Origin of the sequence: Streptomyces sp. NPDC051776, assembly GCF_040681345.1 — a bacterium.
GTDB lineage: Bacteria > Actinomycetota > Actinomycetes > Streptomycetales > Streptomycetaceae > Streptomyces.
In genome coordinates, this window is the sequence record NZ_JBFAYQ010000009.1 from 84,873 (window position 1) to 99,437 (window position 14,565).

Genomic DNA, 14,565 nt, shown 5'->3' on the forward strand with positions numbered 1-14,565 from the left:
ATGTGGTGGACTGCGCTCAGCGCCTGGCGGCCCCACCCGGCCTGATGTCCTGATTCCAGGCGTTGCTCCGGCCGTTCGGCCCGGTCTTGCAGACCGCGTCGTAGCAGCGCCAGAACCACGTGCCGTTCGTACGTTTCCGCAATTCGATGCTGGTGCCGCCGCAGCGCGCGCACTTCGGAGGGCGGTTGAACTGCTCCGCGTGCTCGTGCTCCAGGAGCTTGCGGGCGAAGTGGCCGCCGCGCATCGTCACCATCACCTCGCGGGTCCGCGACTGTGACAGCGCGTTGAGGCTGCCGATCATCACGGTGCGCTCGTCGATCACCGCGATCTTCTGGTGCATCACGTTCACCGGGACCGTGTGCACGATGGACCGGAGATCTGCGATGAGGCTCTGGTTGTCCGGGCGGGCCTGGATCTGGTCGGTATCGTCGCGGATGAACACGGTCACGCGGACGCCGCGTTCGACGGCGTCGCGCAGCAGCGGCAGGATGCCGCGCACGCGGTTCGCCACCCATGGCGCCCACAGCCAGATCGAGGTACGGGCCCCGCGGATCGCCTCCTCGAACGTGGTGAAGAAGGTCCGTTCGTCGTCGATGCCCGTCACCTCGACGTGCCGGGCCAGGACCTCGGCCAGCGCGGTGCCGAAGCCGCCGAGATCCCGGGTGTCCTCGTGAGGCGGGGTGATCAGGTGGCTGGCCCGCAGCCGTCGTATGCCGGGAGTGCCGACCATGGCGGCCAGGTGGGTGAAGGCCCTGCCGTCCTTGGCGGCCTGGATGCGCTCCCAGCTGCCGATGACATAGAGGCGGGTCCGGACGCGGGTGGCCGCCACGTTGAACAGACGCAAGCCGTTCCGATTCCAGTCCGTTGCGTTCGGCCCCCGGTGCGCCAGTGACATCCACAGTTCGCGGCCGGCCGCGCCCTCGACCGTGTCGAAGACGACGACTGGGAACTCCCGGCCCTGGAAGCGGTGCGCCGTACCCACTTCGGCCAGCGGGCCGCCGCCGCTCTCGACGTCCCGCAGAGCCTCCAGGGTCGCGTCCGCCTGGACACCGTAGGGCGTGACGACGCCGGTCTCCTCACCCTTCTCGCGGTGGTACTCCACCAGGGCTCTGGCGATCAGCGACCCGGCCGGCCACCAGCCGCTTCGGCTGCCCGTCAGATGGGGCCTGGCCAGTTCGTGCAGACCGTCGGTGTCGACGACGACGATCTCGGGGTCGTCGGCCGGCCGTGGTGCCGCAGTCTGTCTGCCGCCGCACAGTATTCCTCCATACGCGAGCGCGTTCGCCAGCCGCATTACCGCGGGACCAAATCGGTGCTGCTCGGTCAGGGTGACACAGGCGGGGTGCCGCTGGGCATCCGCCGGGTCCCGGATGCCGCAGTGCTGGAAGACGTCCGGGAGCAGCCAGCGCTTGACGTCGGGACGGTGGAGATCATTCAGCTGCGCCTCGATGATCGGGCCGAGCTGCATGAAGTCGCCGAGCAGGACGGCTGTCCGGGTCGCCTTCGCCGTCGCGAGGATCACCTCGGGAAGCGTCGCCGAGCCCGCCTCGTCGACGAGGACCACGTCGTACGGGCCCTCGAATACGGACTTGTTCGTACGGAACCGGGCGAGAGTCGTGGCCACCAGCTTCGCGCTCTTGATGATCTCGCCTTCGGCGTTGCGGGAGAGGCGTTCGTACTCCTCCTGGACCTGCTCGAACTCCTTCTCCAACGCGGAGCGGCGGGAGGCGTCCGCCGTCACCTCGGGACGTAGCCGCTCGGCTCGGGCATGACGGGCCGGCCAGTCCTGTTGCTCGGCGCGGGCGGTGAGCTCCGCGGCGTCCAGAGCGCGGACGACGGCCCGTTCCAGTCGGGTGGCCTCCTCGCTGCGTCTTTCCGCGAGTTGCACGGCCGATCTGAGGGCGGACTCTGCCGAGTCGAGCGCTTGGTCCAGGCCGGATATCTGTTCCGGAGTGTGCGTGATGTCGGCAATCAGCTCGGCGACTTTCGTCTCCAACGCGGTGGCGTGTGCCATGGCTGTAGTGCGCGCGTGATGTGCTGCCCGGCGGGCGCGGGCCGCCTCCTGCTCGGCGGCGGCCAGTTGATCCCGTAGGGCCTGCCGCTTGTCCCTGGCACGCCACCGGGCAACTGACCGCTGGGAGTCGAGCTGCCGCAACTCCTCGCTCCGGTCGCGCAAGCGGTCCTCGGCGATCAAAGCCTCGGCTTCTTTCCTCTGAGCGGCCTTGTGGATACGGGACTGCTCCGTGCGTAACCGGCCGGCCTCGGCCCACTTCCGGCGCGACTCGTCGGCCGCCTCCAGACTCTGCCGGGCCGCCACCGCGACTCGCTCCGCCGCATCCCGGGCGGCCTTCGACTCCTCCAGCCGGGCCACCGCAGTCTCCGCCCGCTCGCGGACGGACACCGGGTCCCGACCCGGCGTGCGCAGCAGCTCCAGCGCCCCGAAGTACGCGGCCGGGTCGAAGCGGGTGAGCGTGGCGTCCAGCGCAGACAGCTGCGCAGCGCGTGTCCGGATCTCCACGAGCGTGGCCTCGACGATGCGTCGCCGCTCGGCCGTCGCGGCCAGCCGCTCGCGCACCATCAGCGGCAGGGACACCTCGGCATTCTCGGCGATCTCCCGCAGTTGGGGCGGGCCCACGCGGACCATGTCACCCGGACTGTGCCGGTTCTCCCTGACGACGCCCAACAGGGCGTTGTCCACGGCGATGTTCGTGGCGGACACCAGCAGCACGCGGTTGCCCCGGGCGATCAGGTTGCCGATGGCCCGCTTCAGCACCGTGGTCTTGCCTGTGCCCGGTGGACCCCACACCAGGTGTACGCCCTGGCCGAGGCACGCGCGGTACGCGTCCCCCTGCGCCGGGTGGAACCCCGGAGGGCTGGGATCGGGTGAGGACGTACCACCGATCGAGCCCGCGGCCAGGGCACTCGCCAGCGGTGCCTCGCCAAGCCCGGCGATACCGTCGCGTAACGCCTCGACCAGGAAGGTCGGCGGCTGCTTGAGCAGCCACAGATACGGGTCCGTAACGTCGGCGAACTTCGCGACCTTCAGCGTGAGCAGGGAGCCGTTCTGCACGGTCTCCGAGACAGCGAAACCTTTGGTCTCGATGCCGTCCGGCTCCGGGCCGGCGAGCCGGAGCGCGTCCAACTGATCCGGTCCGATGTCGGAGCCGCGCAGGTCCACCGCGTACCAGCCCGCGTCCTTGGTGTGGGCCGCGCGCCCCACCCGCTGCCAGCGCGGCTCCTTACCCGTGCCACCCATGATCGCAAGCAACTCGCCCAGAGCCGCAACGATCTCCTCGCGCCACCCCACTGCCGCCGCCCCCGCTTCCTGACTGTCCGGCAGATCCCCCGACCCCGTCAGATCACGCAATCGGCAGATGCCGAGCGGACCCTACCCAGAGAACACCGTCGGTTATCCGACGGGGTGCTCCGGGCAGGGTGAACCCCGGCCGCCGGGGAGCGCGTCTGTCCGCTCTCCCGCCCGCCGTGCTCAGCAGCCGTCCTTCCGGCTGCGTGCGTTCAACTCGGCGACGCGAGCGCTCAACAGCTCGGCCTGGGTGAGCAGTTGGATGCTGCCGGGGTCGGCGTCCCATTCGCGGCCGCCACTGAGTGGGCGGAGCCGCAGGTACGGGCCTTCCTGCCCCATGACGACACCGACCCGGTCGAGCAGGGTGTCCCGGACCGGGACGCCGACGGCCGGTTCCGGTCGCGGGCCGCTGCCCGGCGGGGGCTGCGGGCTGCCGTGCGGTCCGCCGGTCACCGCCCGGCGCCCTTCACAATCACAGCTGCCAGGGCGCGGGCGACGGGGGCGGAGCAGACGCCGAGGTGGACGAGTGCGTAGCGGGCGGCCCGTCCGGCCTCGCAGTCGTGGTCGTATCCGCTCGCCACGTCCTGCCAGGGCGTGCGGACGTCCATCGCGGGGAGCTGGATGCCCGCGCGAGTGAGCGCGGAAGCGAGGGCGTCGCGGGCCCGCACCGCCTCCCGGATCTTGGCTCTCCCGGCGGCCGGCGCGGTGGTCGCGTCGGGATCGACGTCTGTTCGGTCGTGGTCCTCGGGGACTTCGGGACGCCGGGTCGACATGGGGGTGCTCCTTCGCCTGTTCCTTGTGGGATTTCGCTGCCCCGGCCGTACGACCTGCCTTACGGTGCGTGATGGGGGCGCTACGAGAATGGCTCCGGATCCGGGCGGACACACCGTCGAGGGGATGTGCTTCCCCGCAGGACAGCACAAGTTCCACACCTTCCACGGAGGGCACCATGCCGACGAGGCGAGCGGTCACGGGCCGCAGCCGGGAACCACGCGCGCGGTTCGCCGAGGAGCTGCGGCTGTTGCGGACGCAGCGCGGCGACAGCCTGCGGCAGCTCGGTGAACGGCTCGGCTGGGACTGGTCGTTGTTCGGGAAAATGGAGAACGGCGAGACGGTGGGCGGCCCCGAAGTCGTCCAGGCCCTCGACCAGCACTACGGGACACCGGGCCTGCTGCTTGCCCTCTGGGAGCTTGCGGTGAGCGACCAGACCCAGTTCCGCGAGCGATACCGGCGTTACATGGCGCTGGAGGCGGAGGCCACCAGCCTGTGGCACTTCGCGGTGAGCGTGCTGCCGGGCCTGCTCCAGACGGCTGGGTACGCCCGGGAGGTACTGGCCGCGGGTGGCCTCAAGGGGGAAGAGCTGGATCAGCAGGTCGAAGCCCGGATGGGTCGGCGGGAACTGCTGGAGGGGGACGATGCGCCGCTGTTCCGGACGATCCTGTCAGAGGCGGTGCTGAGGACGCCGTTGCGGGATGTGGGGGAGTGGCGGGGGCAGTTGGAGTACCTGGGGGAGGTTGCGGAGGGGCCGAACGTCACGGTTCACGTGTTGCCGTTCAGCGTCGGGGTGCACGGCTTGGTGGGCACCGACGTATGGTTCCTACGGCTACCGGACGGGCGCACCGTGGCGTACGCGGAGAACGCCTACCGGGGCGAACTGGTGGAGGAAAACGGATCGGTCGAGCGTTTGCAACGTGCGTACGATGCGTTGCGCGACCTGGCACTGTCCCCGCCCGAGTCGCGGAAATTCGTCCTGCGCATGTTGGAGGAAGTGCCGTGCGATCCATCGAACTGAGCGCCGCGACATGGCGCAAGAGCAGTTACAGCAACCCGGACGGTGGCGCGTGCGTCGAGGTCTCCGACGACTTCGCCGCCGTCGTCCCTGTGCGTGACAGCAAGGACCCGCACGGCCCGGTGCTCGTGTTCCCTGCGGACGGCTGGTCGTCGTTCGTCGACGCCGTGAAGAAAAGCGAGCTGGGCGCTTGAACCGGTAGGCGCGACGCCCCCCGGCGGACCACTTGATGGTTTGCGTACGTCGTGGGTCGGGCGGCGCGCCGGGGTATCTCCTCGGGCGGCGAACGTGCGGGTAATTCTGTCGGCTTTCCCACCGTGTTCGTTCGCCGCCCTGCGGGGACACCCCGCCACACCGCCCTCCTCCCGTACCGCCGGGGGCTGCCGGGTCTTGGCCGTCGGAACTACTTCTTGGTCCTACGACGTCCGCGCGCTGCGGCGGCGGGGCGCCAGGCGCGAAGGTCGTCGTCAGTTAGGGCGTGTTCGCCCTGGACCATTTGCCGGTCGCCTCGGAAGAAGGCGGCCGGCGAGGCTCCATAGGTCGCGTCGAACTCGTTGTGCCACTGGTCAAGCCAGGGCTGGAGTTCCAGTAGCCCGGCGAGGAACGGGGTCAACTCCTCGGTGGTCAGCGTCTCGTGGGAGGCGATGTAGGCGTCCAGTGCGTACGCCTGCTCGCGGTGGTCCCAACCGGCCCAGCCGTACAGGGTGGGCGTGGCGACGTTGCTCTGCCCATACGAGATGAAACGCTCCTTGGGTACGTCGAGCTTGCCGCGCGCACGCCAGTAGGAGGCTCGGAGGAAGTCGGCGGAGGTGTACTTCGGCGGCACGGGTATGGAGTCGCGGATCTTCCGCTTGGTCGGCTCGTCCGGCGCGGCGTCCTCCTCCCGCTGAAGGTCCCAGACGTGCTCCCAGTCCTCACGCTTCTTGAGTCCGGAGGGCTTGTAGCGGAGGGCGGCGAGGAATGGCACGTGCTCGTCGGTTATCAACTCGGCGACGACGGCCGGGAGTTCCTTGCGAGGAGCATAAATCTTGGCCACGGAGACGAAGTCGTCGTCCCGGGCGAGGGCATCAGTGAGCTGAGAGAGGGCGACGAGGGCGGGCATCCCGTTCTCGTCGAACCAGTGCTCCCGCTTCTCGATCCTGTCGAGCAACCAGGCCCGGAGGGCCTTCTCCTGGAGCGCGTCCCAGCCCTCGGTTTCCCAGGGGCGCTTGTAGTCGGGGCGTTCGACCATGCCAATGGCACGGTTCGATTCGATTGCGTCGATCCGCTTCTGGACGACCTCGCGATAATGGGCGGGCCAGTGAGGGGGGATCTCAGTGATCGGGGTGGACCCGTGGTCTACGAACCATCTGTCCGAAGCTTCGCCTGCGGCAATGCGTCGGGCCAACATGATCTCGAAGGCGCGCTCGCCAAGTGCGAGTTCGGGGATAGTGGAGGGGTCGGGGAGGCGCAGATTCTCAGAGAGGAGATTGTAGAGAAAGTACACCTGCCAGTCCATCTCTTCCTGGAGAGCGATCATGCGAGCGCGGATGGAGTGCCAGGTGGCGCGGGCCTCGCGGAGAGTGGCCGCGGCGGGAGTAGCCTTGGCCACGATGGCGGAGGGGCTGGTGGCCGCGAGCTGCTGAGCGAGGGTGTCGATGGCGGCGGCGAACCTGGTGGGGTATCCGTTGGGGAGCGGGAAGTCCATGAGCTTGGTGCCAGTGAACTCGTAGAAGTCGCGCCACTTTTCTCCCTTCGAGTAGCCCCCGCCTGGCCCTCCCTTGTTATGGCTGACCTGCTTAAGCCAGAAACAGGCGATAGAGCTATTTAGCAGCCCAAGTAGCCGCAGATGTTCCTCCTCGCTTGCCCCCTCCCGCAGCTTGATTACCGGGGCGGAACGGTTGAACACCTTCCCGCCCCGATCCAGGACGAAGTGATTGTGCGTCGTGACGAATGCGAACGTGATCAGACGATCCGCATTGAGGCGGTCTTCTTTGTAGAAAGCGTAGTTTGACCAGGGGATCCCACGCTCTTCCTTGGTCTTCGCGAAGTAGAGGGTGTTGCGAAGGATGTGTCGTCCAGGCCACAGGACACCCGTCTCCAACAACTTGCGCTCGGCTGAATCGGCGTTGATTGGATAGATCACTTCTGTGACAGGGTCGCTGTCCCAGTCGCGAACCTGATCGCCCTCTAGGAAGGGCCTCATACGCCCGGCACGGGCAGGCACCCAAGTGGCAAGTGGCCTAGGAAAAGCATAGACCTCATCGTCGCCGGTAATTGCTGAGAAGCCGCTGGATTCGGTCATGGCTGTGAGCTTCTTTTCCGCCGCTCCTTCGAGCTGCTCGACCATCTCTAGTCCGCCATCCGTAAGAACCCATGGCTGCTTGCCGAAGTAGCGCTTACGTCCCAGGTCATCGACTGACACCCACTGGCTCACTGAACCCGGTTCGGCAATCTGATCGACAATCGCCCTCCAAACCTTGCCCTCTTCGCCCTTCTCAGGCGCGCTGGGCTCGCCCTGGACACTACGTACCGTACGAATCGTCCCGGACCGATCATTACCCGCACGCCGCTTCCCTACGAGGATGACCGTGGGCGTCCCGTGCCCAGGGATGTAAGCCCCCGAGGTGTCGATTACTTCGGTCAGTTCCACCTCGTGCCCGAAGAACGTCTCGATAAGCTTCGTACCGAACTCCCGCTTCATGAAGGAGTTTGCGGTGATCTGACCGACCACGCCGTACCCGTGGCCGCCCGCATCACCCTGCACAGCCAGCTCAAAGAACCGCTGTGCGAATGGCACGGACAGTGCGTACTTTCCCGCACATGCGTCGTACAACTCCCGATACAGCGCATTGAGCTTCTTGTCCTTCACCGTGATATAAGGCGGGTTGCCCACCACCACGTGATACCGCCCCGGCTTCAAAATCCCAGGGTGCTCGTGCACATCCTCTGTGGCGTACGCAAACGAGGCCAGCGGATCATCCTCCCCGTCCCCATCCCTACCCCCATCCAGCGTCAGCTCCAACTGCCGTGCCTTGATGAGCGAATCCCCCACAGCCAAGTGCACCGGCCACTCGTATTGACTTGCCTCAGCCATGGTCCGCACTCCGCTCGCCGCCATCGCCGCAACCAGCAACCGGAACCGGGCAATGGCTACCGCGAACGGATTCAAGTCCACCCCGTGGACCGAATCCAACGCTGCGCGCACCCGTTCGTGCAGTTCCTTGCCCGGCTGCCCTTCCCCCCACAGCCGCACCAACCGCCGAAACGCCCCCAGCACGAAGTGGCCCGACCCGCATGTGGGGTCGATCATCTTTAGGCCCTCGTAGCCGAACTCTCGCACCGCCGGGTCCATCGTGCGGTCGAGGATGAACTCCTCCACGAACTCCGGCGTCTGGAGCAGCGCGTACGTCTTCCGGGCCGCCTCGCTCAGGTCCTGGTACAGGTCGCCTAGGAACCTGGTGTCCCAGCCCTCCGTGCCGTCCTCGTTCAGTGGGTCCGTGAAGTCGTGGACAAGGACACCCGCCTCGTCACGCCCCCGCCAGAACTCGACCAAGTCCCGTGCCCCGTCGTGGGACAGCGGGATCTGGAACAGCGGGTTGTGCCTGCGGTCGAACAACAGGCGGCCCGCCTGTCCGGCGCCCAGTTCCGCGAACGCCCGCTCCAGCCAACCGCGATACGTGGGGTCGTCCGCCGTCGCGACGTACTCCTCGTACCGTGCGAGCGCCAAGTCCCGGCGGTCGTCCTCCGGAGCCGTCAGATACGGCTCCGGGATCAGCCGGTTGTCCTCGCAGAAGCGGACGAAGACCGTGCCCAGCACCCACGCCACCGCCACCTGCGTGACCCTTTCATCGAGCCACGCGTTCCACGTCGCCGCCGTACGGCCCAGCTTCCGCGCCCGGTCGTACTCGGCGCGCAGGCGCGTGCCGATGTCCCCGGCGAACTTCACCTGTTTCGCGAGATCGGTCTCGACCGCCTTCACCTGCTGCTTCAGGTCATCTAACAGAGCCTTGCGGTCGATCACTTGGCGTCTCCCTCGGTTCCTTCGGTGCCACCCTGGGCATCCCGTCCTGCGTCGCGCCCACGCTCGCCCTTGCGTGCCGCGCCTGCCCGGTGTGCGTTCTGGACCCACGAGTCCGGAAGGTCGATCCACTCGCCCAGGCCCGCCTGGTAGGGCACCGCGACCTGCCCCAGCTTCGGTTCTCGCGCAGGGTCGCTCTGCGGGACCAGCAGCCACAGGCCCCGACCGCCCTGGCGGGCTGCCTCCGCGAGCCGGTCCAGGACGCCCATCGCGTCGTACCGGGCGAAGACGGAGGCATCCGTCAGCAGCACCGGGCCTCCGCCCGCACCCCTGGTGGATGCCGACCCGGCGGACGCCGCATCGCGGTCTCCCAGCAGCTCCCGCACTCGCGGTTCGACCGATCCCCACGCCGTCCGCGCGTACTCCGCGAACTTGAGCGCGCCCCGGGACCCGGGCTCCGCCACGTCCGCCTTCAGCAGCGTCTCCCAGGTCGGCTTCGTCCCCGGGGGGACGAGTGCGTGCAGAGACTCCAGGAACAGGGCCGTCACCGACACCACACGGGCGTCGATCCGGCCGCCCGCCGCTCCCAACTCCCGTACGGCGTCCTGGGCCAGACCCTGGCGTACCGTCAGAACCCGGTAGCCGTCGCGGCGCGCCGAGGCCGTGATCTGTTCCTCGGCGCGCACGGCACCCGCCAGCAGCGGATCGTCCGCGTACCGCGTCACCGCGCCGGTGTCGGTGGAGTGGCGCCACGCGTCGGTCGTCAGATAGCTGGACGCGTGGTCCATCCGCGTCGGCAGATAGCGCAGCGTCCCGGTGTCCTCCCGGGTCGAGAGGGTGAGGTCGAAGCCCGCGTCCCGCAGCGCCTTCGTCAGCGGGCCGCCGGTCGGCAGGTCGTGCGCGGCCCCGCCGCGGCCGTCCGGTACCACCAGCTCCGGGAAGCGCGCCCGTATCCGCTCGTGCACGTCCTCGCCGGTCAGACCCGGCTGGCGCCCCTCGGGCATGCCGTGATTCAGACGGACCAGGCCGGCCTGGGTGAGCCGGAGGGCGCGCACCAGGTCCAGATCCCGCGGATAAATCTCCAGACGCGGTGTCGCCGCCGCGTTCACGGAGGCGGATGCGGCCAGTTCGACCAGGCGCCGTTCGTCCCACTCCACCGTGCCGGGCGGCGGCGTGAGCGCGCTGAGTTCGGCGAGTACGGTCGTCGCGGTGGGCAGGGTGTCCAGCTTCGCGAGCCGGTCGGCGGTCCGGCCCAGGCGCGTCGCGTAGTCGAGGAGACCGGGGGCGGTGGGGGTGTCCGGCGGGTCGCCGTCCGTTCCCGTGTCCTCGTCGGCCTCCCGTACGTCCAGCGCGAGCAGGCCCGCACCGAGCGCTTCTTCCGTGGCCTTGCGGTTCGGCTGGTGCTGGAACTGGGCGTTCTGCGGCTCCAGTTGCTCGATCTCCACCACCGCCCGTACGGCCGCGAGGGCGAGCGCGCGACGCTGCTCCCGTTTGGAAAGCTGCGTGCCCCGGCGTACGGCGAGCGCGTCGGCGATCTCGGCGGCGGAGGCGACCCGGCCCAGGCCCGCCAGCAGATCCACGATCTCCTGGCGCAGCGCCCGCACGGCCGGGTTCTTCTTCCAGCGCTTGCGCTCCTCCTTGAGCATCTGCGGGATGCGGCCCGCGGACAGCCCCAGCGCGCCGGCCACGTCCTTCTGCTTGGGCCAGACGCCGATGTCCGGTAGCGCGCCCTGCTCGTCGGGGAGGCGCAGCAGGAGGTGGACCATTTCGACCTTGTTGCGGTTGGAGCCGTTGTTGTTCAACTCCGGCACGAGGATCGTGGCGAGCGTGTCGAGGCTCACCGAGCGCAGAGCGGACCCGGGGATGCCGTCGGCCTTGTCGCTGGTGGCGAGCCTGTCGAGCAGGGCGGACTCGGCGGCGGTGAGCTGCGCGAGCTCTTCCTTGGCCTCCGCGCGTCCGCGCGGGGTGAGCGGAGTGACGGGCGCCTCGCGCAGCAGTTGACCCCATTCCCGCTGGCGGCGCTGCACTTCGCTGCGGGTCTTGGCGCCGAGGCCCGGGGCGTTGACGAGCTTGCGGCGGCTGTAGTCGAGGAGGCCGCCGACCGTGGTGATGCCGAGGCCGTAGAGGAAGGACTCCGCGGCCGGGGTGAGGCCCGCGGCCGACAGGTGCGTGTCCCGGTTGACCTGCAGGGCCAGTTGGTCGCGCTGCTGCTCCGCGGTAAGCGGTTCGGCGTCCGCGATGGCGGGCCCACCGGAGCGCGGGGCCTCGGCCAGTGCTTCGGGGGAGCGGGCCCTGTGGCCGGAGGACACGGTCTGCGCGGCGTCCAGGAAGATCTTCTTCCAGGCGTCCCGCATCGGTTTCAGCTCGGGGAAGCGGCGGGAGGCGTCGCGGTGCAGGGCCTTCCGGAAGAAGGCCACCAGGCTGTCCCGTACGGCGGGTTCGAAGGCGTCGGCGGCGACGGTCGGGTGGGAGAACTCCCCGGGGTCCGTCTGGCGGGGCAGGACCGAGCCGTCTCCCCACTTGGGCAGCTCGCCCGAGGCCATCTGGTGCAGGGTGACGGCGACGGCGTACCGCTCGGCGTGGGAGTCGTAGGCGGTGCGGGTCAGCGTGCCGATGAACGGGTCGAGATAGCCGTCCGTGCCCGCCTCGTAGTCCCGCGCCGGGTAGCCGGCGAGGGAGAAGTCGATGAGGACGAGTTCGCGGGTGCGGTTCGGGCGGATGCGTATCGCGATGTTGTCGGGCTTGATGTCCCGGTGCCAGACACTCTCGCCCTCCAGGAAGTCCACGGCGCTGAACAGGTAGTCGCCGTACGCCTCCAGCTGGTCCATCTGGAGCCGGCCCCCGTCGCGGAGCTGGCGGGCCACCGTCTCCTCGCGGCGGCGGCGCCCGCCGGCGGACTCGGCGCCCTCGCCGGTCTCCTCGCGCTCATCGCCCACGTACTCCAGGGCGAGGACCGTGCGGTCGGCGATGCGCAGGGGCTGCGGCTCGACGAGGCGGATGACGCCGGAGTGGGGGCGCAGCCGCCCCATCACCTCCGCTTCCCGGATGAGGACCTCGCCGCGGCTGTGCGAGAGAGCGACCTTCAGGACGGCCAGGGGCCGGGTCCTGCGTGCCTCGGCCTCGAGATCGCGGACGAGGAAGGCGCGGCTGGTGGAACCTGTGCCGAGGCGGCGGCGCACCTCCCAGCGGCCGTCGAGGACATCTCCGGCCACCGCTTCGAGGGGGTCCTTCTCGGGGGCCTCGGGTGCGGGCGCGGCAGCGGGGGCGGTGAGCGCGTCCTCGACGAGCTCCAGCATCTCCAGGAACTCGTCGACCGTGGAGAGGCGTCGCTCGGGCCGGTAGGCGGTGGCCATCTGCACCAGCTGGTCGATGTCCTCGGACAGGCCGTCCACCAGGGAGCTGGGGCGCAGACCTTCACCGGCTTCGAGGCGGGCGTGCAGCTCTGCCTGGCTCGCGCCCGGTGGCCTGCCCGTGACGAGGAGATAGGTGAGGACGCCCAGGCCGTAGACGTCCAGATACACGGGGTCGGCGCTGAGTGCCCGCAGTTCGGGGGCGAGATAGGCGTCGGAGCCCTCGGCCAGATGCGTGGTGGACAGCGCCGTCGGCGCGAGCCGGGGCCCGCCGGCTCCGGAGCTGCCGGTACCGCTGCGCTGCGTGGCGATCTGCCAGTCGGATATTTGGAGATCCGGGGCCCGCCAGGCGGCATCCTCGCCGATCGACTGCCCCCGCTTCCCGCTGTTGTGGGGCAGGACGTGCACGGAGCGGGCGGCCAGCGCGCGGTGGTAGATGCGGCTGCGATGGGCTGATCGCATCGTCTCGGCCAACTGCCGTACGAGCGCCATGCGTCCGAGGATGTCGAGCTTCTCCCCGTACTGGAGCAGGTACTCGTCCAGGCGCAGGGTCTGAGGGTCGTAGTCGAAGATCAGCGCCGGGCCCGTCGAGTGCCCAGAGGGGTGGTACTGCTTGAGCTGCACGACGCCCACATGCTGGAAACGCTGCAGGACCGCGGCCTCACGGCGGGCGGCGTTCTCCACCGACTGCCGGATGGTGGCGTCGGAGCCCCGCTCGCGGAGGTAGACGCGGACGCGAGCCGATTCGGGCAGCTCGCTGTGCTGGGCGAGGTAGTCGGCCCAGCTAGGCCCGGAGTCGAAGGCCCTGCGCTCCAGTTGGTACGGGCCGACCCTGTACTCGGCGTCGCTGCGGCGGATGCCCACGCGCTCCAGGGCGGCCTTGATCTGGCGGGAGTCGGCCGCCGTGATGCGGTGGCGTTCGTCGCGCGGGGGCCCCTTCAGTATCGCGATCAGCTCGTCGACGGTGTAGACGCCGCTCTGGTCATGGGCCGGAAGCCGGATGCGCAAGGACCGTTCGGTGAAGCAGACGGCCTCGCCGACATGGACGCGCTTGCCGTTCTGGCCGAGGAGCCCGCCCAGTTCCTTTGCCTTCTTGTTGACCAGGTGCAGCGGATTGCCGTGGGTGCGGCGGTAACCAGTGGACGTGGTCTGGACCCAGGTGCCGTTCTGGCTGGTGAGGGCGCCGTGCCAGTTCTTCAGCTCGATCATGCATACGCCGCCGGGGGCGACGACGAGTAGGTCGACCTCGCGGACGTGGCCGGTATTCGCAGTGAAGGTGAAATTCGACCAGGCCCGCCACGGGTCGGCGTCCGGCAGTTGTTGTCTGATGGCTTCCAGACCGCGGTGCTCATGGTCGAACTCGGACTCGGTGACCGCGGTCCACCGGCCTTCCCGCATGTGCTGTCCCCGCTCCTCGATCAATGTGCTCCAGCGACCCGACCCGGTCGCGCGAATCGAGCACCGCCAGTGATGAGTTCGGAGCAAATCCTAGTGGTGGCAAGCCAGTTGGGGAGTGCTCATCACGCATGAGCAGCGGATGAGCGGGAGCGTCGGAGACGCGCCTCGTGGGCAGAAATCCGCGCGGGCCGGCCGCCGCCCTCAGCCGGCCGGGACGTCGTATCCGACCGGCATCGGCTCGTGGACCAGGCCACGGCAGCCTCCGGTGCTTCTGAGTGTGCACTGGGCCAAGAGGCCGTGCGGGCTGCGCAAGCAACTCCCCACGAGGCGTGGTCGACCACCACGCGTAGCCCGGCGTGCCCTTCCACCGTCGGTGATCGTCCTCACCCGGTCACGCCGGATGGCCCTCGGCCGTGCCCTTCCTCGACCCTGCCGCTTGCGCTGTGTCACGGCACCGCACACAACACGGGAACAGGGCCTACCTGGCCTACCCGGGATTCGGCCTCGGCGTCGCCGGCCTCGTCGTCTTCGCCGCCCTGACTCCGGGGTCCGCACCGCCAGCAGGTAGGAGCTGGGAGCCGATGGTGGCGGGAGCGGACGGCGCGCCGGTCTCCGTACGGTCCTCCGCGTCGCCGTCGCGCGGCTCCGCCGGACCGAGGCCCCCTTGCTGCCAGCTCCCGCGGCAGGGCTGAGCAGGCCCGGCGCCGCCGTGCGGCCCCGGGCC

At 69.3% G+C, this 14,565-nt stretch carries 7 protein-coding genes; 2 read left to right on the forward strand and 5 right to left on the reverse strand.

All coding sequences use genetic code 11. The annotated features are described in order from the left end of the window. Positions 1-16: 16 nt before the first annotated feature. From AB0M26_RS10155 to AB0M26_RS10165, 3 genes are all read right to left on the reverse strand, one after another. Positions 17-3,367, reverse strand: coding sequence for an AAA domain-containing protein (locus AB0M26_RS10155; RefSeq protein WP_365257521.1), 3,351 nt, complete (start codon positions 3,365-3,367; stop codon positions 17-19). A 120-nt stretch (positions 3,368-3,487) separates the two neighbouring features. Further along, positions 3,488-3,757, reverse strand: a complete 270-nt coding sequence (locus AB0M26_RS10160) for a hypothetical protein (protein ID WP_365257524.1) — start codon at positions 3,755-3,757, stop codon at positions 3,488-3,490. Further along, positions 3,754-4,077: a hypothetical protein gene (locus AB0M26_RS10165; protein WP_365257527.1), complete on the reverse strand. Its 324-nt coding sequence runs from the start codon at positions 4,075-4,077 to the stop codon at positions 3,754-3,756. The genes AB0M26_RS10160 and AB0M26_RS10165 overlap by 4 nt, the downstream gene beginning before the upstream one ends. A gap of 176 nt (positions 4,078-4,253) precedes the next feature. Between AB0M26_RS10165 and AB0M26_RS10170 the strand changes: the two genes are divergently transcribed. Beyond that, positions 4,254-5,096: a helix-turn-helix transcriptional regulator gene (locus AB0M26_RS10170; RefSeq protein ID WP_365257530.1), complete on the forward strand. Its 843-nt coding sequence runs from the start codon at positions 4,254-4,256 to the stop codon at positions 5,094-5,096. Further along, positions 5,078-5,287, forward strand: a complete 210-nt coding sequence (locus tag AB0M26_RS10175) for a DUF397 domain-containing protein (protein ID WP_365257533.1) — start codon at positions 5,078-5,080, stop codon at positions 5,285-5,287. The genes AB0M26_RS10170 and AB0M26_RS10175 overlap by 19 nt, the downstream gene beginning before the upstream one ends. A 209-nt stretch (positions 5,288-5,496) precedes the next feature. Here AB0M26_RS10175 and pglX read toward each other — a convergent pair whose 3' ends face one another. Next, complete coding sequence (gene pglX, locus AB0M26_RS10180; protein WP_365257536.1) at positions 5,497-9,096, reverse strand: BREX-2 system adenine-specific DNA-methyltransferase PglX; 3,600 nt, start codon at positions 9,094-9,096, stop codon at positions 5,497-5,499. Beyond that, positions 9,093-13,841: a BREX system serine/threonine kinase PglW gene (pglW, locus tag AB0M26_RS10185; protein ID WP_365257539.1), complete on the reverse strand. Its 4,749-nt coding sequence runs from the start codon at positions 13,839-13,841 to the stop codon at positions 9,093-9,095. Before pglW ends, pglX begins: the two co-directional genes overlap by 4 nt. Positions 13,842-14,565 lie beyond the last annotated feature (724 nt).

Coding starts and splice junctions, on each gene's coding strand:
- AB0M26_RS10165 (WP_365257527.1), bottom strand. CDS start 4,077: ATGTCGACCCGGCGTCCCGAAGTCCCCGAGGACCACGACCGAACAGAC.
- AB0M26_RS10170 (WP_365257530.1), top strand. CDS start 4,254: ATGCCGACGAGGCGAGCGGTCACGGGCCGCAGCCGGGAACCACGCGCG.
- pglW (WP_365257539.1), bottom strand. CDS start 13,841: ATGCGGGAAGGCCGGTGGACCGCGGTCACCGAGTCCGAGTTCGACCAT.